Source organism: Streptomyces sp. RerS4, from assembly GCF_023515955.1.
Taxonomy (GTDB): domain Bacteria; phylum Actinomycetota; class Actinomycetes; order Streptomycetales; family Streptomycetaceae; genus Streptomyces.
In genome coordinates this window covers 5,493,204-5,513,530 of record NZ_CP097322.1, presented here as the reverse complement: position 1 = coordinate 5,513,530, position 20,327 = coordinate 5,493,204, and the positions used below count along the sequence as shown (strand labels likewise).

21 protein-coding genes are annotated in these 20,327 nt (G+C 72.2%); 4 read left to right on the top strand and 17 right to left on the bottom strand.

All coding sequences use genetic code 11. The features are described 5' to 3' along the window. Positions 1-9 precede the first annotated feature (9 nt). From M4D82_RS25530 to M4D82_RS25500, 7 genes are all read right to left on the bottom strand, one after another. Entirely contained in the window at positions 10-216 is a 207-nt protein-coding gene (locus M4D82_RS25530) for a hypothetical protein (protein WP_249768262.1), read from the bottom strand. A 229-nt stretch (positions 217-445) separates the two neighbouring features. Next, positions 446-1,792, bottom strand: a complete 1,347-nt coding sequence (locus M4D82_RS25525; protein WP_249768261.1) for a class II 3-deoxy-7-phosphoheptulonate synthase — start codon at positions 1,790-1,792, stop codon at positions 446-448. Beyond that, entirely contained in the window at positions 1,789-2,385 is a 597-nt protein-coding gene (locus tag M4D82_RS25520) for an anthranilate synthase component II (RefSeq protein WP_249768260.1), read from the bottom strand. Before M4D82_RS25520 ends, M4D82_RS25525 begins: the two co-directional genes overlap by 4 nt. Then, positions 2,382-3,923 carry an anthranilate synthase component I family protein gene (locus M4D82_RS25515; protein WP_249768259.1) on the bottom strand — a complete coding sequence of 514 codons (1,542 nt, stop codon included), beginning with the start codon at positions 3,921-3,923 and terminating at the stop codon, positions 2,382-2,384. The genes M4D82_RS25520 and M4D82_RS25515 overlap by 4 nt, the downstream gene beginning before the upstream one ends. Positions 3,924-3,995: 72 nt before the next feature. Continuing rightward, positions 3,996-5,030: a 2,3-diaminopropionate biosynthesis protein SbnB gene (gene sbnB, locus M4D82_RS25510; RefSeq protein ID WP_249768258.1), complete on the bottom strand. Its 1,035-nt coding sequence runs from the start codon at positions 5,028-5,030 to the stop codon at positions 3,996-3,998. Between the two features lie 66 nt (positions 5,031-5,096). Further along, on the bottom strand, positions 5,097-8,057 hold the full coding sequence (locus M4D82_RS25505; protein ID WP_249768257.1) for an AfsR/SARP family transcriptional regulator: 2,961 nt from the start codon (positions 8,055-8,057) through the stop codon (positions 5,097-5,099). A gap of 294 nt (positions 8,058-8,351) precedes the next feature. After that, entirely contained in the window at positions 8,352-9,716 is a 1,365-nt protein-coding gene (locus M4D82_RS25500; RefSeq protein ID WP_249768256.1) for an FAD-binding oxidoreductase, read from the bottom strand. Positions 9,717-10,106: 390 nt separating this feature from the next. Here M4D82_RS25500 and M4D82_RS25495 point away from each other — a divergent pair, with 390 nt between their 5' ends. The 4 genes from M4D82_RS25495 (at position 10,107) to M4D82_RS25480 (ending at position 13,256) form a co-directional block, all read left to right on the top strand. Continuing rightward, positions 10,107-10,625, top strand: a complete 519-nt coding sequence (locus tag M4D82_RS25495; protein WP_249768255.1) for a helix-turn-helix domain-containing protein — start codon at positions 10,107-10,109, stop codon at positions 10,623-10,625. A gap of 170 nt (positions 10,626-10,795) precedes the next feature. Then, entirely contained in the window at positions 10,796-11,491 is a 696-nt protein-coding gene (locus tag M4D82_RS25490; RefSeq protein WP_249768254.1) for a hypothetical protein, read from the top strand. Further along, positions 11,488-12,642: an MAB_1171c family putative transporter gene (locus M4D82_RS25485; protein ID WP_249768253.1), complete on the top strand. Its 1,155-nt coding sequence runs from the start codon at positions 11,488-11,490 to the stop codon at positions 12,640-12,642. The genes M4D82_RS25490 and M4D82_RS25485 overlap by 4 nt, the downstream gene beginning before the upstream one ends. Continuing rightward, on the top strand, positions 12,639-13,256 hold the full coding sequence (locus M4D82_RS25480) for a phosphatase PAP2 family protein (RefSeq protein ID WP_249768252.1): 618 nt from the start codon (positions 12,639-12,641) through the stop codon (positions 13,254-13,256). Before M4D82_RS25485 ends, M4D82_RS25480 begins: the two co-directional genes overlap by 4 nt. Before the next feature lie 20 nt (positions 13,257-13,276). Here the strand turns inward: M4D82_RS25480 and M4D82_RS25475 are convergent, their stop codons facing one another. The 10 genes from M4D82_RS25475 to M4D82_RS25430 are packed head-to-tail and all read right to left on the bottom strand — an operon-like array spanning position 13,277 to position 20,312. Next, positions 13,277-14,041: a tyrosine-protein phosphatase gene (locus M4D82_RS25475; protein ID WP_249768251.1), complete on the bottom strand. Its 765-nt coding sequence runs from the start codon at positions 14,039-14,041 to the stop codon at positions 13,277-13,279. Then, positions 14,038-14,859, bottom strand: coding sequence for a bifunctional hydroxymethylpyrimidine kinase/phosphomethylpyrimidine kinase (gene thiD / locus M4D82_RS25470; protein ID WP_249768250.1), 822 nt, complete (start codon positions 14,857-14,859; stop codon positions 14,038-14,040). Before thiD ends, M4D82_RS25475 begins: the two co-directional genes overlap by 4 nt. Continuing rightward, the gene (locus tag M4D82_RS25465; RefSeq protein WP_249768249.1) at positions 14,856-15,632 is read right to left on the bottom strand and encodes a thiazole synthase; all 777 of its coding nucleotides are present in this window, start codon (positions 15,630-15,632) and stop codon (positions 14,856-14,858) included. The genes thiD and M4D82_RS25465 overlap by 4 nt, the downstream gene beginning before the upstream one ends. Then, positions 15,625-15,822: a sulfur carrier protein ThiS gene (thiS, locus tag M4D82_RS25460; protein WP_249768248.1), complete on the bottom strand. Its 198-nt coding sequence runs from the start codon at positions 15,820-15,822 to the stop codon at positions 15,625-15,627. The genes M4D82_RS25465 and thiS overlap by 8 nt, the downstream gene beginning before the upstream one ends. Then, positions 15,819-16,874, bottom strand: coding sequence for a glycine oxidase ThiO (gene thiO / locus M4D82_RS25455; RefSeq protein ID WP_249768247.1), 1,056 nt, complete (start codon positions 16,872-16,874; stop codon positions 15,819-15,821). Before thiO ends, thiS begins: the two co-directional genes overlap by 4 nt. Then, a complete protein-coding gene (locus M4D82_RS25450; protein WP_249768246.1) occupies positions 16,871-17,350 on the bottom strand; it encodes a nucleoside 2-deoxyribosyltransferase in 480 nt (159 codons plus the stop codon). The genes thiO and M4D82_RS25450 overlap by 4 nt, the downstream gene beginning before the upstream one ends. After that, entirely contained in the window at positions 17,350-18,096 is a 747-nt protein-coding gene (locus tag M4D82_RS25445; RefSeq protein WP_249768245.1) for a class I SAM-dependent methyltransferase, read from the bottom strand. The genes M4D82_RS25450 and M4D82_RS25445 overlap by 1 nt, the downstream gene beginning before the upstream one ends. 12 nt (positions 18,097-18,108) lie before the next feature. After that, on the bottom strand, positions 18,109-19,101 hold the full coding sequence (locus M4D82_RS25440; protein ID WP_249768244.1) for a thymidylate synthase: 993 nt from the start codon (positions 19,099-19,101) through the stop codon (positions 18,109-18,111). A 7-nt stretch (positions 19,102-19,108) separates the two neighbouring features. Continuing rightward, positions 19,109-19,804 (bottom strand): thiamine phosphate synthase, encoded by a 696-nt coding sequence (gene thiE, locus M4D82_RS25435; RefSeq protein ID WP_249768243.1) that lies wholly within the window; start codon positions 19,802-19,804, stop codon positions 19,109-19,111. A 4-nt stretch (positions 19,805-19,808) separates the two neighbouring features. Then, positions 19,809-20,312, bottom strand: a complete 504-nt coding sequence (locus tag M4D82_RS25430) for a nuclear transport factor 2 family protein (protein WP_249768242.1) — start codon at positions 20,310-20,312, stop codon at positions 19,809-19,811. Positions 20,313-20,327 lie beyond the last annotated feature (15 nt).

Below are 20,327 nucleotides of genomic sequence, written 5' to 3'. Positions count from 1 at the left end.
GTGTGGCGCTCAGCCCCACTCGTCGTGGTCCGGCGACGCCGTCGGCGTGGACGTCGGAGCCGCGGCCGGGGCCTGCGGGGTGCCGGCGTCCGCCGTCACGTTGCTCGCGCCGGCCGTCGTCCCCTCGTTGGCGATCTGCACCCCACCCGCCACGGCCACGGTCGCGATGATCGCGACGGTGATGCGCTTGACCTGGGTGCGCCACATGATCTGCATTTCTGTTCTCCCCCGTCGACTTCTGCTTGAGCTTTGCTTCGCTCCGGTGAGAAGAACACTAGGAAGAGGCGACTTCGAGCTGATATCGCTGCGTCCTCGGGAGCCACGCGATTTCAATAAGGACGATATAACCGCTGGTCAGATGGCGTCCCGGCGGCGATAAACGCAGCCGGGACGGCCCTTGACCCGCTTCGGTGGAGCCGGCCGCCATAAGGGCGAAAGCGGAGGCTCAGCGTTCCCGATACATTTCGGCCACCAGGAAGGCCAGATCCAGCGACTGCGTACGGTTGAGCCGGGGGTCGCAGGTGGACTCGTAGCGTTCGCTCAGCCCGTCCAGGCTGACTTCCTCACCGCCGCCCACGCATTCGGTGACATCGCCCCCGGTGAACTCCAGGTGCACGCCCCCGGGGTGCGTCCCGAGCTCGCGGTGGACCTCGAAGAAGCCCTTCACCTCGTCGACGATGTCGTCGAAGCGGCGCGTCTTGAGCCCCGACGGGGCCTCGAAGGTGTTGCCGTGCATGGGATCGCTCACCCACGCCACCGGCGCCCCCTCCGCGGCCGTCTTCTCCACCAGCTCGGGCAGCCGCTCTCGGACCTGACCCGCGCCCATCCGCACGATGAAGGTCAGCCGGCCCGGCTCGCGCTCCGGATCGAGCCGGTCGATCAGCCGCAGCACCGTGTCCGAGTCGGTGGTGGGGCCGAGCTTGACCGCGATCGGGTTGGCGATCTTCGAGAAGAACTCCACGTGCGCCCCGCCGAGGTCGCGGGTGCGCTCCCCGATCCAGAGCATGTGGCCGCTGGTCGCGTAGTGCCGCCCGGTCACCGGGTCCTCCCGGACCAGGGGCTCCTCGTACTCCAGCAGCAGGCCCTCGTGGCTGACGTAGAACTCCACGGCGTGCTGGATGCGTTCGTCGGCCCCGCAGGCGCGCATGAAGTTCAGGGCCTGGTCGATCTGGGTGGCGAGCGCCGCGTAGCGTTCGCCGACGGGCGAGCGGGCCACGAAGTCCTGGTTCCAGGCGTGCGCCTGGCGCAGGTCCGCGTAGCCGCCGGTGGTGAAGGCCCGTACGAGGTTCAGGGTCCCGGCGGCGGCCTGGTGCATGCGCAGCAGCCGGCCGGGGTCCGGTTCCCGCTCGGCCGCCTCGAAGGGGAAGCCGTTGACGGCGTCGCCCCGGTAGGCGGGCAGGGTCACCCCGCCGCGCGTCTCGGTCGGCTTGGAGCGGGGTTTGGCGTACTGGCCCGCCATCCGGCCGATCTTCACGACCGGCACGGACGCGGCGTACTGGAGGACCAGCGCCATCTGGAGCAGGGTGCGCACCTTGCGGCGTACGGAGTCCTCCCGGACGTCCGCGAAGGTCTCCGCGCAGTCCCCGCCCTGGAGGACGAAGGCCTCGCCCCGGGCGACCGCGCCGAGCCGCGCCTTGAGCTGCTCGCATTCGGCGGCGACCACGAGCGGGACGGTGTCGCGCAGGTGCGCCCGTACGGTGTCCAGGGCCCCGGCGTCGGGCCAGTCGGGCTGTTGTGCCGCGGGCAGGGCCCGCCAGGAATCCACGTGCTCCACGAGATGCTCCTTTGTCACCCGGCGAGGGTGTCCGCTGACGGGGTGCGTGCGGTGGTGAGGAAGTTCCGCAGGAGCCGCATGCCGCCGACCGTGGTGATCGACTCGGGGTGGAACTGCACCCCTTCGACGGCCAGGGTGCGGTGGCGCAACCCCATGACGTAGCCGTCGTCGACGGCGTGGGCGGTGGCGGTCAGCTCCTGCGGCAGGGGTTGTTCGACGATGAGCGAGTGATAACGGGTGGCGGTCATGGGGGTGTCGAGGCCGGTGAACACGCCGGCGCCGTCGTGGGTGACCTCGCTGGTCTTGCCGTGCTTGAGCCGGTCGGCGACCCGTACCCGGCCGCCGTGGGCCAGGGCGATGGCCTGGTGGCCGAGGCAGATCCCGAGCAGCGGCACCCGCCCGGCGAAGCGGTGCACGAGCTCGACGTGGCCCGACTCGGCGGGGTGCCCCGGGCCGGGGCCCAGCACCACCGCGTCCGGCCGCCGCGCGGCGAGGGCGTCGGGGCTCTCGGTGCGGGAGCGGACGACCTCGGTGGTGGCGCCGAGGGTGCGCAGGTACTGGTCGATGATGTGGGTGAAGCTGTCGTACGCGTCCACGAGCAGGACCTTCACGCCGACAGCTCCTCACCGGTGAGCGCCCAGTGGGCCGCCCCCATCTTGTGCAGGGTCTCGCGCCACTCGGCGGCGGGCGAGGAGTCCGCGACGATGCCGGCGCAGCTCTGGGTGGAGTACGTCGACCCGTCGTGGGTGACCGTACGGATGCACAGCGCGAGGCGGGACCAGCCGCGGACGTCGACGAGGCCGACGGCTCCGGCGTACATGTCCCGGGGTTCGGACTCCAGTTCGGAGATGATCTCCATGGCGCGGATCTTGGGGGCGCCGGTGACGGTGCCGGCGGGGAAGGTGGCGGCCAGCGCCGACCAGGTGTCCTCCCCCGGGGCGAGCAGGCCCTCGACGGTGGAGACGAGGTGGAAGACGTGCGAGAAGGTCTCGACCGTCATCACCTCGGGCGCGTCCAGGGTGGCGGGCAGGCACACCCGGCCGATGTCGTTGCGGCACAGGTCCACGAGCATGACGTGCTCGGCCCGTTCCTTCTCGCTCGCGAGCAGGGTCTCGACGCGCGGCCCGTCCACGGCCGGGTCCCCGCTGCGCGGGGTGGTGCCGGCGATGGGACGCATGACGATGCGGTCGCCCTCGGTCCGGAAGAGCACCTCGGGGCTGGCGCCGATCAGGGTGGAGCCGCAGCGGGGGACGAGGTACATGTACGGGGAGGGGTTGCGGGCGCGCAGGCGCCGGTAGACCTCCGCCGGGGTCAGGGCGGTGTCGACCTCGATGCGGTGGCCTATCTGGATCTGGTAGATGTCGCCGACGCCGATGTGGCGCAGGCAGCGTGCGACGTCGGCACGGAAGGCGGCCTCGTCGGTGCTGTCGCGCACCGCCGACGGCGCGGGCGCCTCGGGGACGCGACCGGCGGGTTCGCTCATCCCGGCGGTGAGGCGCTCCACGATCCCGGCGAGGTCGGTATGGGCGGCGGGCCCGCCGTCGGGGCCGAAGCCCCCGGCGGCGCGGGCCGCGAGGCGGACGACGGCGCCGGCGTCGAGGTCGTACCAGACGGTGTCCTGGAACAGGGTCAGGACGAGGTCGGGGGCGTCGTCGGCGCGGGCGGGCCGCTCGGGCAGGTCCTCCATGTACCAGGCGGCGCCGTAGCCGATGGTGGCGAGGAAGCCGAAGGCGTAGTCGGGCCGGGTGCTGTCTACGTCGAAGGAGGCCTGCACGGCCCGCAGGACGTCCCAGACCTGGCCGGGGCGCTCGAACAGCCGGTCACCGCCGGGGCCGACGGCCAGCCCGAGTCGGTCGGCGACCTCGGACAGCCGGGCCAGTACGGAGGGCACGCCGACGGCGGAGATCCGCCCGGGGTGGATCCGCAGCTCGGCGAGCCGGCCGAAGCCGACGACGGCGCGGTTGCCGTCGAACTCGGGGCTCTCCAGGGACTCCAGCAGGAAGACGTCCTCCCCGAACCGCCCCCGCAGGGCCTCGTACAGCTCCATCGGCGGATGCGGGTCGAGGGGGGTCTCCTCGATGTGGACGCGCAGGGGGGAGCGACCGTGGTCGGCCGGCGCCCGAGTGGTGGTGTCGAGCACTGTGGTCACTGGATCTCTTTCCCGGGGCAGGGGGACGGGGAAGCAGGGGACAGGGTGCAGGAGGCGGCAGGGGGCAGGGGCTCAGCCGTAGCGGCGCATCTCGTGGAAGAAGTCCTCCACGACGGTGAGCCGGCCCTGCTCCCGGAGGGTGTCGTGGATGTGGCGGCCGACGGCGAGGTCGAGGACGCCCAGGCCGAAGGGGGAGAAGAAGACCGGCTTGTCCTCGGGGACCGCGAGGTTCCCGGCCAGGACGTCGTAGAGGGTGCCGTCGACGAAGTCGCGGCTGCCGGTGAGCTGTTCGGCGAGGTGGGGGGAGGTGTCGGCCTTCAGGCAGTGCTCGATGTCGTCCACGACGTTGAAACCGGAGAGGATCACCTCGGGCGCCAGGTCGCGCAGCGAGACGTGCAGGACCAGCGGGTTGTGACCGAACCAGGCCGGGTCGGTGACGTGGGGGGTGCCCGCGACGGTCGCGAAGACGACGAGGTCGCTCTCGCGGATCAGCTTCTCGGCGCTGTCGTGCACGGTGACCGGCCCCTGCTCGCCGGCGCGGGCGAGGTAGTCGGCGAAGCCGTCGGCGTGCTCGGTGGACAGGTCGTGCACGCCGATCGCGTCGAACTCCCAGCCCGTGCCCGCCAGGTACTGGTGGATGAAGCGGGCGATCAGGCCGACGCCGAAGAAGCCGATCCGACGCGGACGACGGCCGGCCGGGCTGAGCCGGTCGGCGGCCAGCGCGGCGGAGGCGGCGGTGCGGGCCGCGCTGATGATCGAGGACTCCAGGCAGGCGATCGGGTAGCCGGTTTCCGGGTCGTTGAGGATCAGTACGGCGGAGGCGCGCGGAATTCCGGCCGCCACGTTCTCGGGGAAGCTGGAAATCCACTTCAGCCCGTCGACCGGCGCCGCTCCCCCGAGGGACGCCGGCAGCGCGATGATCCGCGAGGTCGGCCGGTCGGGAAAACGCAGGAAATAGGACGGCGGATTCACCGTCCCGCCCTCGCCGTGCACCCGATAAGCGGATTCGATCAATCCGACCACTTCGGGCGCACGGCCGTCGAGGACTTCGTGCACCTGGGCACCGGGAATCACGGCAAAGGAAGGCGCACCGGCCGTACGTGACATCGCAGACTCCACAACTCGGCAGTTTTCTCGTCCGCGATGACGCTAGGGACCCGACTTATCGCGGGGTTATTGGCCGGCTACGCGCTCTTTCCGGCAGGCGTCGGCCATCTGTTCCAGCGCCCGCGCCGCCTTCTCCTCCCACGGCGGGGACCCGATCCCCTGGAAGATCGCGAGCGCCGCGGTCAGCTGGGCCCTGCCCTCGTCCGCACGGCCGTCCGCACACCGGACCTGCCCCAGGCCGAGCCGGATCTGCCCCTCCAGCAGCGGTGTGTGATGGCGCCGCGAGAGGTCCAACGCCTCCAGGTACGTCTCCTCGGCCGACGCGACCGCTCCGGCCGACCGCCGGGTCTCCGCGAGGCCCAGCAGCGCGTACGCGAGCCCGATCAGGTCGGACCTCTCCTTGACGAGCCCGATCACCTCGCCGAAGGCCCCTTCCGCGGCCTCCAACCGCCCCAGCGCGTGGTAGGAACGGGCCAGCCGGTACGTGGCCAACGCCAGACCGCGCCGGCCCCCCGGGTTGGCCTTGCACACCCGCACGGCGTCCTGGCTCAGCTCCAGGGCGGTCTGCGGCCGGCCCTGGTCGAGCGCGAACTGCGCCATGTTGTGGAGCGCGGACGCCACGGCCACCCGGTCGCCCGCCTCCCGGAACACCGGCAGCGCCTCCGTCAGCCGGGCCATGCCCTGCTCGTAGGCTCCCCGGATCCGGTCGATGAACGCCAGGTTGCTCAGCGCGAGCGCCCCGCCGTGAGCGTCCCCCGCCTGCCGGTAGAGCGCGAGGGCGGTCTCCTGGCGTTCGGTGGACTCGGACAGACGACGCAGCCGCAGTTCGACCACGCCCAGCTGCATGTGCATGGCGGCCTGCCCGCGGAGGTTGCCCGCGGTGCGCGCCGCCGCCAGGGCGTGGTTGCTGCACGCCTGCCAGTCCTCCAGGTAGTTGCGCGTCTCGAAGAGGACCTGCATGGTGTTGACCAGGTCCCAGGCCAGATCGTGCATGCCCATCCGGGCCGACTGCTCGACGACCGCCACCAGGGAGAGGCGTTCCGCCTCGAACCATTCCAGGGGGGACGCCACCAACTCGTCCAGCAGGAACGCGTCGATCTCCCGGCGCGGGACATCGCCGTGCACGATGTCGTGGTCCCCGCCGTTCTCCCGCCGGTGCGCGTGCTCCGCGATCGTCAGGCACGTACGGAACACCCGGTCGCAGGCGGCCAGCCGGTCCTCCTCACTCTCCTGCGCCCGCGCCAGTTCGTCCGCGTACAGCCGCAGCAGGTTCTGGAACCGGTAGCGCAGCTGGCCGGTGGCGTCGACGCCGACGACCTCCAGGAATTGCGCGTCCACGAGGTGCTCTATGAGCCGCTCCGCGTCCAGGACGTCCTGGTCCATCAGCGCGGCTCCGACCCACGCGGTGAAGTCGGGTACGCCGAGCAGCCCGAGCAGCCGGTAGAGCCGGGCGGCGTCCTTGTGCAGGTAGCGGTAGCTGAGCTCGAAGCCGGCCCGGATCTGGGACTCGCCCTGGCTCAGCTCGTCCAGCCGGCGGCGGCCGTCGGTCAGCCGGGTCACCAGGTGCCGCACCGTCCAGTGCGGCTTCGAGGCGAGCCGGGCGGCCGCGATGCGCAGCGCCAGCGGCAGCCGGTCGCACAGCTCGACCAGCCGCGCCGACTCGGCGGGCGCGGCGAGCACGCGGGCCTCGCCGACGATCCGGCCCAGCAGCTCGACGGCGTCCTCCTCGGGCAGCAGGCCCAGGTGGACGCGGGCCCGCTGGGGCCAGGTGACCAGCTGCTCCAGCTGCTCGCGGCTGGTGACGAGCACCGTGCACCCGGTTCCGCCCGGCAGTAGCGGGCGGATCTGCGCGAAGGTCCGTACGTTGTCCAGCACGATCAGCACCCGGCGGTCCGCGAGCACGCTGCGGTACAGCGCGATCCGGTCCTCCAGCCCGTTGGGCACGTCGTCGCTGTCCACGCCGAGGGAGCGCAGGAAGCGGCTGAGGATGTCGCCGGCGGTGGTCGGGGCGTGGTGTTCGTCATAGCCGCGCAGGTCGGCGAACAGCCTGCCGTCCGGGTACTGTTCGGTAACCCGGTGCGCCCAGCGGACGGCGAGACCGGTTTTGCCGACGCCCGCGACGCCGGTGATCAGTCCGACGGTGGGGGTGCGCCCGCCGACGTCGTCCTGACCGTCCACCAGGGCGTCGAGGGCGGCGAGTTCCTCGCCCCGTCCGGCGAATCCGGGTACGTCCGGCGGGAGTTCGGACGGGACGACCTGCCCGCGCGCCGCCGCCGGATCGGGTGGGCTCTCCGGGGGCAGCGCCCCCAGGGAGGGGTCGTCGCGCAGGATCGCGTCGTGCAGTTCCTGGAGCTCGGGGCCCGGTTCCATGCCCAGCTCGTCGATGAACTGGCGCCGCGCCTCCCGGAAGCTCTCCATCGCCTCCGCGCGCCGGCCGGCCCGGTACTGGGCGAGGATCAGGTGGTAGCGGGTGCGTTCGCGCAGCGGGTGTTCGCGTACGGCCGCCGCGAGTTCCGGCAGCAGGAGTTGATGTCGGCCGAGGTCCAGTTGCACGCTCGTGTGCGCCTCGTAGGCGTTGATGCGGACCTCTTCCCAGCGGGCCGCCTCGTCCTCCACGAGCTGACCGGTCACCCCGGCCAGGGCTGGGCCCCTCCACAGGGCGAGCGCCTCCGCGTAGAACCGCGCCGCGTCGGCCGGTCTCTGCTCGCGGACCGCGATCTCGGCCTCCGCCACCAGCTCGGTGAAGGTGACGGTGTCCAGGGTGTGGCCCTCGGCGCGCAGCAGGTACCCGGGGTGCGCGGTGGCGATGACCTCCTCGGTCACGCCCTCGGCCTTGAAGGCCTTGCGCAGGGCCGCGATGACGATGGCGACCTGAGTGCGCGCGGTGGCCGGAGGCCTCCCGTTCCACACTACGTCCACCAGGGTGTCAACGGGCACGATTCGACCGGGACTCAAAAGCAAAAGGGCCAGAATCGTACGTTGCCGGGCACCTCCTACCAGAACCGATCGCTCCCCCGCGGTGGCCATAAGTGGACCAAGAATTCTGAAACTGAGTCGCTCGCCCAATGTGTCTCCCCCCGTCACTGACCGGGCCCGGCCAGCGGCAGCAGCCTACCTGTCTGCCGCTGACAGAAAAGAGGCACGGCATAAGCCATGTGGCTGGTGAGGCACCCATGACCGAAAGCTGATCCGTCATGTGGCGATTGGCTGAAACTCGCTCTCGCGCGTCTCCTCGCGACCTCATCGAGAGGGCAAACATCAAGCCAAGCGACGGCAAACCGGAAACCCGGTGTCGTCGGGGCCTTCGGCCTTCGGTTCGGCTCAGGCGTCGGTGGGCAGCAGGGTGTGCGGACTCAGCAGACCGGTGGGGTCGAGGGCCGCCTTGATCGAGCGCATCACGGCGATGTCGGCGGCCGATCGGGTCAGGTGCAGGTACGGGGCCTTGGCGCGGCCGATGCCGTGTTCGGCGCTGATGCTGCCGCCAGCGGCGGCGACGCGGTCGAGCACCGCCTCGGTGACGGCTTCCTCGTCGGCGGGCGCGACGCCGAGGAGGTTCACGTGGACGTTCCCCTCCGCGAGGTGACCGAAGACGTACGGGCTCCCCCGGCCGGCCAGGAGCGCCGGCAGGTCGGCGACGAAGCCGGGCAGCGCGGCGAGGGGCACGGTGACGTCGAGCTTCAGCGGGATCCCGGCGGCGTTGATCGACTCGGTGTGCCGCTCCCGGTACGCGGCCAGGCGGCGGCGGTCCGCGTCCTGGAGGGCGACGGCCACCTCGCGCACGTCGGCCTCCTCCAGCAGCTCGGCCAGTTCCCCGGACGGATCGCGGCGGCCCGCGCACTCGACGAGGAGATGGACGGGGTGGGCGCTGCGGAAGGGGGCCGGCAGTCCGCTCCGCTCCAGGACCAGGGCCAGGCCGTCGGCCGTGAAGAACTCCGCCAGTTCCAGCGATTCGAGCAGCCGCAGCCGCCCCAGGACGGCGATGGCCGAGGCGAGGGAGTCCAGGGCCAGCAGCGCCGTGACCCGGTGCGGAAGGTGCGGGACCAGGCGCAGTCGGGCCCTGGTGACGACGGCGAGGGTGCCCTCGCTGCCGACGAGCAGGCCGGTGAGGTCGTAGCCGGTGTTGTCCTTGGGCAGCCCGGCGAGCCGGTCGAGGACGCCGCCGTCGGCCAGGACGGCTTCCACGCCGGCGACGTTGGCGCGGGTGGTGCCGTACTTGACGACGCGCTCGCCGCCCGCGTTGGTGGCGATCATCCCGCCCAGGGTGGCGGAGTCCCGCGCGGCGAGGTCGACGCCGAACTCCCAGCCGAGCGGCCGAAGATGCCGCTGGAGCGCGGCCAGGGGCAGGCCCGCGCCGACGGTGATCCGCCGCGCGTCCGGGTCGAGGGGGCCGATCCCGGTGAGCCGGCGCAGCGACAGGACGACCTCGCCGCCGTCGGGGCCGGGAACGGAGCCGCCGACCAGGCCGGTGTTGCCGCCCTGCGGGAGAACCGGAACCCCGGAGCCGTGGCACAGTCGCAGCACGGCGGCGACCTCGGCGGTGTCGGCGGGGCGGACCACGCAGCGGGCGCGGCCGGTGTAGCGGCCGGTGAAGTCGGTCTCGTAGGAGGCCCGCACGGCGGGGTCGGTCAGCACGTGGGCGTCCCCGACCACGGCGGTGAGCTGCTGGACGAGTCGCTCGCGATCCACGTGTACCGGCCAGTCCTCTCGGGACGTCAGCGTGCGGTGGAACCGCGCGGCACACGGGCCGCCGCGGGTGGAACCGGCCCGCATCCTAGGCTAGGCGGCGACCGACCACTGCGGACACCCCCGTGACCCACTGTGGCCCGCCACCCGCCTCTGCCGTGCGTTCCGGCATCCAGTGAACTGGACCCGACCCACACCGCTCTCAAGCGAACTAGACCGCCCGAGCGTGGAGAACATACGTCGCACATGACCGGGACTGTCAAGTCGGATAGAGTGACCGCCACCCAAGCGGAGGCACCGTCCAGTCAAGTAGAGACCCGTAGATGACCCACCACACCGCGACCGCGATCGTTCGACGACAACGACGACGAATCCAGGCTGGGAGTTGCCTCGATGGGTGACCACGGCGCCGACACTCGCGGTCCGCTGGGCGATCGTCTCGACCACCTGATCAACACGCTGCACCCCAAGGGCCGCGGTCCCTACACCTACCAGGAAATCGCCGACGCGATCCGTCGGCAGGCGAAGGACGGCGAGCCGACGGTCTCCCACGGGACCATCCACAGCCTGCACACCGGGAAGGTCCGCAACCCGAGCGTGGACACCCTGCGCGCACTGGGCCGGTTCTTCGGGGTCGGGCCCACCTACTTCCTCGACGACGAGGTGGCGGCCCGCACCGACGCGCGCATCAGGGAGCTGCGGGAGGGCGCCGACCGCGCCGAAGCCGGCCGCGAACTGGCCGACGTCCTCCAGGACAACCACGTCAGGGCCGTCGCCTTCCGGTTGAGCGGACTCTCCGCCACCGCCCTGCGCGGGATCAAGACCATCGTGGAAGGCGCCCGTCAGGCGGAGGGGCTGCCGAGGCTGGACCAGGTACCCCCGGCCGAGCCCGGCGCGTCCCCGCGCCCGTAGGGTCCTACGCCATGAGCAGAGCAAGACCTGCGCACCCGTACGACCGCTGTGGCCGACTGCCACGGCACCGGGCCGCGCCAGGCGAAGACGGTCGAGACGAAGACGGTCGAGACGAACACAGTCCAGGCGAAGACAGTCCAGGTGACGTGCGGGCCGGAACGGAAAATGCCATGAGGTGGAGGCGGCGGCGAGCCGATCCCTGTGCCGCGATCGCGGCCGGCCTGCACATCCCCCACCCCTTCGACCTGTCGGCGTTCTGCGAGGGCCTCGCGGCGCAGCGCGGGCGACCGTTGGTCCTGCTGCCGCTGGACGGGCCACCGCAGCCGGATCTGCCCTGCGGCATCTGGATCGGGCTGGACTCGGCGGATCTGGTCTTCTACGAGCAGAGCGCGTCCGATCTGCTGCGGATCCAGATCATCCTCCACGAGATATCCCACATGCTCCTGGGCCACGTGGCCCCACAGCCGGCCCTTCCCGAGGACGCCACGGAGGCCGAGGCGGCGTCGGTCGCCGCGCACTTCGAGCAGTTGGTCTCCCGTACGGCGGCGGCCGTGACCGGCCGGGGCGACCACGCCCTCGCGGCGGACCTCGTACGGGCCGAAGCCGACCGGCTCCAGGAGTCCCTGGCCGCGCCGCGGCCCGGCGACGAGGAACTGGACCTGTCGGGCAGCCGCATCCTGAGCCTGCTGGGCCGCACCAAGTTCGACTCGGACCAGGAACAGGCCGCCGAGACCCTGGCCACCCTCGTCCTCGAACGCATCAGCCGGGTCGAGGGAGGACGCGCCACCTCCGAGCGCGCCGCGGACGTCATCCACCGGCTCAACGACGCCTTCGCCCACCCCGCCCGCACCCACCGGAACCGATGAGCCTCCTCAAAACCACGATCGTGGTCATGCTGTGGTCGGTGGCGCTGTGGCGCCTGCCCTCCGCGATACGCGTCCCCGCACAGCGCTCCCTGTGGCTGGCCTTCACCGGCCTCGCCCTGGCGTCAACGCTCGCCATGCCCGCCGTCAGCCTCGCCATTGACACCGCCGGCGGCGTCAACAACCTCTCGGTGCCCGCCAAGCACTTCGTCGGCATCATCGCCTGCGGCGCCGTCCTCGACTTCGTCGTCTCGATGGCCCGCCCCCAGATCGCCCACCGGACGCGGCTGCCCCACCTTGCCGTGGCCCTCGCGGTGATGACCGTCATGGGCGTCCTGTTCGCACGGGCCGACCAGCCCACACGCGTCGAGAACTTCTACCAGGCCTACGCCGGCATGCCGGCCGCCACCGCCTACCTGCTCACCTTCACCACCTACCTCGGCGTGGCGATGGCCGTCTCGACGTGGCTGTTCCTCTCCTACGCGCGCCACGCCGGCGCCCGCTCGCTCCGCACGGGCCTGCGCGTACTGGGCACCGGCACCGCGGTGGGCGTCGTCTACGCGGCGATCCGCGTCACCGAACTGGTCACCAGCCTCCTGGACCACGACGTCCCCCTGCCCGACGACACCACGCAGCACCTCGCCGACCTGGTCGAGTACGTCGCCATCGGCCTGATCGTCATCGGCAACTCCATCCCCGCCGCGGGCATCCTGGCCCGCACCGCCGCCGAACGGCGCGCGCAGCGGCGCCTCGGCGCCCTGTGGGCCTCACTGACCGAGGCGGTGCCCGGCATCGTGCTGCCCGCCACCGCGCGCCGCAGCGTCCGGGTCCGCCTGCACCGGACGGTCATCGAGATCCGGGACGCCGGACTGGGCCTGATGCCCTACGTATCGCCCGAGGACCGCGACCGGGCCGACCGCGTGGCGGCGGAGGCCGGACTGCGCGGCGAGGAACGCGAGGCGATGGCGGAGGCCCTGTGGCTGCGCGCCGCCCGCGCCGCCAAGCTCCGGGGCAGTCCGCCGCTCTCCTCCCCGGCCCGCCACGGCGGCACCGCACTCGAAGACGTCGACTTCCCCGCGGAGGTCCGCCGGCTGCTCCTGATCAGCGCGGCCTACCACTCCGACACCGCCACCTCGTTCCCGGAGCCGTCATGACCCCGCCCGCCACCTCCACCCCGCCCGACACGGACACGGCGCCGGAACCGCGCTTCGCCCGCCTGGTCACCGACGGCCTCGAACCGCGGAACTGGATCATCGCGGTCACCCTGCTGATGGGCTGGCACGCCGACCGTCTCGCCGGCGTCGGCTGGGGCCTGGTGTCCGCCTTCTTCTGCGGCGTCGTCCCGATCCTGTTCATCAAGTGGGGGGAACGACGCGGCCACTGGGGTGACCGCCACGTACGCCGCCGCCAGGACCGCCTGCTGGTCATCCCCGGCATCATGCTCTCCGTCGCCGCCTGCATCGCGCTCATGAAGGTCTTCGACGCCCCTCAGGAGATGATCGCCCTCATCGCGGCGATGCTCGCGGCCCTGGTCGTCATCCTGGCCGTCACGACGGTGTGGAAGGTCTCCGTCCACACCGCCGTCTCCTCCGGCGCCCTCGTCATGCTCGCCTTCGCCTACGGCCCCTGGGCCCTGGCCGCCTACCCCCTGGTGGCCCTGGTCGGCTGGTCCCGCGTGGCCCTGCGCGACCACACCCTCGCCCAGGTCCTGGTAGGCACCGCCCTGGGCGCCGCCACGGCGGCCCCGGTCTTCACCCTCCTGCGCTGACGGCTCGGGCACGTCCCGGATCAGTCGTCCAGCAGGGCCCGGCGGAGCCGCTCGACGGTTTCCCGGCCGATTCCGATGTGTGCGGCGAAGGCGGGAACCGAGCCGTGCTCGGCCTCCACCCGCTGGAGGAAGAGCGACATGTTGTCCCGCGGGGCGACCAGCATGGCCGGCGGAACGTACGCCCACGCCGTCTGGGTGTCGTCCTCGTTGCCGCCCGCCACGGAGGCCTCCCACCGGGCGGTCGCCTCGTCGCTGAGCGCGTAGTCGTCGGCGATCGTCTCCGCCGGCACGTCCAACAGCCGCAGCACCAGGGCCGCCAGCACCCCCGTACGGTCCTTGCCCGCGGCGCAGTGGAACACGGCGGGCAGTCCGTCCGGCTCGGCCAGGGCTTCCACCGCGGTCCTCAACGCGGCGGCGCCCGTGACGGCGGTGTACCAGTAGTGCCGCGCGGCGAAGTCCTCCCGTTCGAGGTCCGCCGGGTCACCGGCGGACCAGTCCGGGGTCTCCGGCAGCAGCGGCAGGAGGAGCCTGCGGCCCGACCAGCCGGCCGGTGGGGTCCAGGCCCGCGTCTCGGCCTCGACCGGGGTCCGCAGGTCGATCACGGTCGACACGCCCAGCGCGGCGAAGGCGTCCGAGCCGCATGCCGTCATCCGGTGCAGGCCGTCGGACCGGTACAGCTTGCGCCAGGCCACCGCCTTGCCGTCCGCGGTGCGGTAGCCGCCCAGGTCGCGGTAGTTGAAACAGCCGTCCACGTCGACGAAACGGGAAGGCGGGGCGCCGCTCATGACGGGTCTTCCCCACCGTGCGGGGGCCACCAGGCGTGGAAGTGGGACGGCGGGCCGTGTCCGGTGCCGACACCCAGGGAGTCGGCGTGGCGCAGCGCCTCCGTCAGGTAGCTCTTGGCGTCGGCGATCGCGCCCATCCAGTCCGGGCGCTGCGGGCGCAGCGCCGCGATCGCGGAGGACAGGGCGCATCCGGTGCCATGGGTGTTCTTGGTGTGCACCCGGGGTGCGCTGAGCCAGGTGGTGCGCTCTCCCTCCCGGAAGAGGTCGACGCTGTCCTCGCCCGCCAGGTGGCCGCCCTTCAGCAGGACGCGCGGGCACAACTCGGCGAGGCGACGCGCCTGCTCGTACATCCCCTCCTCGTCGTGCGCGGACTCCTCGCCCAGCAGTTCGGCGGCCTCCGGGAGGTTCGGGGTGACCAGGTCGACGAGCGGCAGCAGCCGGGTGCGCAGCGCGACCACGCTGTCGGCGGCGAGCAGCCGGTCACCGCTCTTGGCCACCATGACGGGGTCCAACACCACGTGGCGCGGGCGGTGCCTGGTCAGCCGGTCCGCGACCACCTCCACCAGGCGGGCGTCGCCCAGCATCCCGATCTTGACGGTGTCGATGCGGACGTCGGCCAGGAGCTCGTCGAGCTGGCTCTCCAGGAACTCCGGCGGCGGGTAGTGCACGGCGCTCACGCCCCGCGTGCTCTGGGCGGTCAGCGCGGTGACGACGCCGGTCCCGTAGGCGCCGAGGGCCGAGAACACCTTGAGGTCGGCCTGCAGACCGGCCCCGCCGCTGGGGTCGCTGCCGGCGATGGTGAGGGCGACGGGGATCACTCGGCACCGTCCCGGTCGGGCAGTGCCGGGGACGAGGCCTGTGCCCAGAACCGCTTGGGGATGCGGCCGGAGCGGCGTGCGTCGAAGCCCGCCGCCACCCCGGCGGCCATGGCCCGGCCCATGCGCTCGGGGTCCTTCGCCCGGGTGATGGCGCTGGCGAGCAGCACGGCGTCGCAGCCGAGTTCCATGGCCAGCGCGGCGTCGCTCGCCGTGCCGATGCCGGCGTCCAGGATGACGGGCACCCCGGCCGCCTCGACGATCATCTCGATGTTCTGCGGGTTCGAGATGCCGCGTCCGGTGCCGATGGGCGAGCCCAGCGGCATGACGGCCGCGCAGCCCACGTCCTCCAGCCGACGCGCCACCACGGGATCGTCGGTGGTGTACGGGAGGACGATGAACCCCGCGTCGACGAGCTGCCCGCACGCCTCGACGAGTTCCGTCACGTCGGGCAGCAGGGTCCGCTCGTCGGCGACGACCTCCACCTTGATCCAGTCGGTCTCCAGTGCCTCGCGGGCCATCTTGGCGGTGTAGACGGCCTCGGCCGCGCCGCGGCAGCCCGCGGTGTTCGGCAGGACCGCGATGTCCAGTTTCCGCAGGAGTTCCAGGACTCCGCTGCCGCCGCCGGCGTCGACCCGGCGCAGTGCGACCGTGGTCATTTCCGTGCCGGAGGCCACCAGGGCCCGTTCGAGCACGGACAGGTTCGCGGCCCCGCCCGTTCCCGTGATGAGTCGGGAGCCGAATCGGCGCCCCGCGATCGTCAGTTCCTCAGCCACCCTGCACCGCCGTGAGTATCTCGATGGTCGTGTTCTCGGCCAGTGCCACGTTCCACCGGCCGCGTGGAAGGACCTCGCCGTCGACCGCGACGGCGACTCCGCGTTCCGGTACCTCCAGCTTCGCGACGACGTCGGCCGCGGTGCAGCCTTCGGCGACCGTCTGCCGTTCTCCGTTGACGATGACGTTCATGCGAATCTCCTCGGGTGGGCCGCCGCGGCCTCGGGAAGGGCCCGGTCGTCGAGTTCGGCCAGTACCGCGTCGGCGGTGAGCGGGGCCAGGAGCAGGCCGTTGCGTCCGTGTCCGGTGGCCAGCACGGTCCTCGCGTCGACCCGGCCGATGAGCGGCACGTTGTCCGGGGACATCGGCCGCAGACCGGCGTCGGCGGCGACGAGCTCGTACTCGGCGACCGTGGGCAGGATCGTCTCCGCGTCGGCGATCAGGTCCCGGACCCCTCCGACGGTCACCTCACGGTCGTGACCCACCTCGTGCTGGGTCGCGCCGATGACGAGCCCGTCGTGGCGCGGTACGAGATACACGCGGCGCCCGTACACCAGGCCGCGGACGGTCCGTCCGGGCGGTGGGAGCACCCCGGCGCGCGACCGTACCCGCAGGATCTCCCCCTTGGCGGCCCGTACGCGGGCCATCGGGTGCAGTGCGGCGGAGTGCGCCCCGGCCGAGAGCACGATCTGGTCCGCGGCCAGGGCGGACAGGTCCGTCACCCGTTCCCGCACCAGACGGACCCCGGCCGCCGTGCAGGCGGCCTGCAGCGCGGCGAGAAGCAGCCGGTTGTCGACGGCCAGGTCCTCGGGAACGTCCAGTGCGGCCCGGATGCCCTGGGACAGCGCGGGCTCGCGGCGCCGCAGTTCCCGGCCGGTCAGCCGGGCGACCGGTCTGCCGTGCTCGGCCAGCCAGTCCGCGAGGACGTCGAGTTCCTTGAGGTCCGCCGAATCCATGCCGACGATCACGGTGCCGTCGGTGCGCAGCCCGGACGGCAGCCCCGATGCGGCGGCGAGGCGTTCGGCGAACTCGGGCCACCGGCCCAGCGACAGGGCGCTGATCCCCAGCAGTTCCTCCTCGCCCGGCCACCCCTCGGAGGAGGCGGCGAGCATGCCGCCCGCCACCCAGGAGGCGCCGCGGGCCGGATCCGGGTCGTACAGGGTGACCGTCCAGCCGGCGGCAGCCGCCCGCCAGGCCACGGTCAGGCCGATGGCGCCGGCACCGACGACGGCCAACCGCTTCATCCAGCTGCCCCGGACACGGCCCGGCGGACGGCGGCGGACACCTGGTCGGCGAGTGCCAGGTCGTCGTCGCCGACGGTGATGACGGTGACGTCGGCGACGGTGTGCAGGCCCCGCACCAGGAACGCGTACTCGGCGTCCGGCTCCAGCAGCAGGACGACCGGCTTGCCCATCGCGGAGGCCCAGCCCAGCTCCACATGGGTGCCCGGCGAGGCGGGGGCCCCGGGGAACGCCACGAAGACGTCACTGGCGGAGATTTCGTCGAAATCGAGCCGGGTGCACTCCTCGGGGGTCAGGAAGGCGGCGCCCCAGCTCTCACGCCGGTGGGCGTTGTGCACGACGTGGCCCTCGGAGTCGAGGCGGTCGAGGAGGGCCTCGAAGCGTCGGCGGTGCTTCTTGTCCATTTCTCCGGTGGCCGGGTCGACGATCCCCTTGAAGGGGCCACCGAGAAATACCGTGCCGGTGGACTTTTCGGTCATCACTTCACTCCTGTGACGATGAGGAACGGAGGGTGGACGCGCTCCGCGGTGAGTTCGGGATGCGGCGCCGGGGCGTCGGGCGGGCCGTCGCCGAGGAGGGGTTCGTGGGCCCGGACATCGGTGAAGCCCGCCTCGGTCAGCGCGTCGAGGTAGACCTCGCGGGGCCAGTGGTGGTCGACGAGTTCGAGGGTTCCGCCGGCGGGGACGTCCAGCAGTACGCGGCGGAGTTCCCCGGTGGAGTAGGTCCTGCCGGGGTCGCCGTTGCGGAACTTCGAGAACTGCACGCCGGTGGTGGCGGGGTTGGTGTCGAGGACCGCGTAGCGGGCGCCGGGCCGCAGGACACGGTGGACCTCGGCGACGATGGCGCGGATGGCGTCACGGTCACCGATGTTGATGAAGACGTAGCAGGACATCGCCGCGTCGACGGATCCGGACGGCAGGAAGTCCAGCCGACCGCTCTCGACCTGCCGGTAGCCGATCCTGGGGTGGGAGCGGCGGGCACGGGCGATGTCGAGCATCCGCGCGGAGATGTCCGCGCCGATGACGTCCGTGTCGTCGAAGGCCTCGACGACGCGCCGGGCGACCTTGCCCGGCCCGCAACCGTAGTCCAGTACCGTGCGCACCCCGGGGGTCCCCAGGCGCAGCTCGGCGAAGACGGCCGGATAGCCCACGACCCGCTCGGGCAGGTCGTCGTAGGCCTCGAAGCCGGACGCCACGTCCGGTGCGTCCTTCCAGTTCGTACCCATGGGGAACCTCTCTCAGTTCTGCGGGCGGCCCGGGACGGCCGGCAGGGACGGCCATCGGTGCGACAGGAGCCATCGGTGGACGGGCCAGAGCCGGCCGAGGAGGGCCTCGTCGACCGGCTCCTCTCGGCGCAGCCGCCGGTGGACCTCGAACAGGAGCACCACCTGGACCCAGTAGTCGGGCAGATCGAGACGTTCGTCGCCCAGTCGGAGCTCGTTTCGCCGCAGGGCCTCCTCCAGGCGGAGCACCTCGCGTACGTGGGGCCGGTTGTCCCCCTCGGGCAGGGCGGGGAAGGTGAACTCCGGCTCCCGCCCCGAGGCGGGGTCGGCCAGGACCGCCGCCACGCGCTCGCGGTCCGGGTCGTACACGTGCAGTGAACCCGCGAAGTGCGTGTACTCGCCGAGTTGGACGCCCAGTTCCCGGGCGAGCATCTCCTGCAGGAAGGTGAAGGAGAACACGTCGCTCGACATGCCGCGGTAGGCGTCGTTGGCCCGCATCATGGCGACCGCGTGCAGCGCTCCCTCACGGAGCAGGAACTGAAGGCCGAGCGTGCACGAGACGTCGGGGTTGCCCGGCGTGAGCAGTTCCTCGCTGCGGAAGATCTGCAACACGGCCCGCTTGCTGTCCGGATCGCCGCGCAGCTCGTCGACGACGCGCTGCCACTGGCTCCGGCCGTCGCCGTCCCGGCCGAACAGGGCGCGGCCGTACGCGGTGCCGGTCAGCCGGACGCCGTCGGCGGAGTACTTGCGCATGCCGGGTGCGTAGTACGCGATGAAGTCGAGGTCGTCGCGCCCGGAGAGGTACCACAGGGCCTCGGCGTAGTTGAAGACGATGTTCAGCCGACGGGCCGGGGCCAGGGGCACGCGCTGGGTGGGGTCCAGCAGCCGATAGCGCACGCCGAGCTGTTCGACGCTGGGGAATCCGCGAGGCGAGTTCCGGTATTCGGGCTGCTCGAAGACCGACCGGAGTACGGCCGGGTAGGCGTGGTGGAAGGTCTTGAAGTCCATGGGGTGCTCAGTTCTGTCGCTGGGGCCGGCCGGCCGTGTGCGCGGTGATCACCGACGTGAGGTGGGCAGCGGCGCTCCGCGCGTCGTCCGCCGCGGTGAGCGCCCGGACCACGGCGATCCCCCGTGCGCCGGCGTCGAGTACGGCGGGCAGCCGGCCGGGGCCGATGCCGCCGATCGCGAACCAGGGGCGGGGGTCCCCGGTCGCCGCGGCGGCGCGCACCAGGTCCAGCCCCGCCACGGGACGTCCGGGCTTCGTCGGGGTCTGCCAGCAGGGCCCGACGGCGAAGTAGTCGAGGTCCGGGTCCGCCAGGGCCACCGCCAGCTGGGCGGTGTCGTGCGTGGACCGTCCGATCGCGGTCCCGCCGCCCACGATCTCGCGGGCACGGGAGAGCGGCAGATCGCCCTGGCCGAGGTGGAGGACGTCGGCTCCGGCCGCACGGGCGAGGTCGGCGCGGTCGTTCACCGCGAGCAGGGCCCCGTGCCTGCGGCAGGCTGCGCGCAGCACCGCCAGGGCCTCCAGGGCCTCCCCCGCTTCAAGTGGCCCGTACTTCCGTTCGCCCGCGGATCCCTTGTCGCGGAGCTGGATGACGTCCACTCCACCGGTCAGGGCCGCGTCGGCGAAGTCCGCGAGGTCGCCGGAGTCGCGGCGGGCGTCGGTGCAGAGGTAGAGAGTGGCCTCGGACAGGCGTTGTCGCGTGTCCACCCGGTCAGACACCCGATCCGTGTCCGGCCGCGCCGCCGGTCTTGGCGAGCGGGCCGTCCCCGGCGTGCCACACCAGGTCGAAGGAGAACGCGCTGATCCGCCAGCCCTCGGAGCCGCGTACCGTCTGCGCCTCGTAGTGGCCGCCCACGGTGAAGTGCTCGCCTGGGTTCTCCCGGTGCGGTACGTGGACCGCCGTCAGGTGCGCCTGGACCCGGGCGCGGTCGCCGTCGAGCCGGATGTCGTAGTTGGACGCGATGTGGTGGGTGCGTTCGAAGGTCTCGCGGGCCATCTTCTGGAACGCGACGAGTCCGTCCCGGCCGGTGAACTCACCTATGGGGAAGGTGAGGTGGACGTCGGCGGTGAACACCGCGTCCAACCAGTCGTCGTTGTCGCGGTCCTTGTCGAGGTGCCGGAGGTAGCGGTCGCACACGCCGGCGATCTCGATCCGGTCGGCGTGGGCGCGGAGCCCGTCCTGCAGGGCGGCCAATGCTTCGTCGGTCGGTGCCATGGTTCTCTGCGGTCC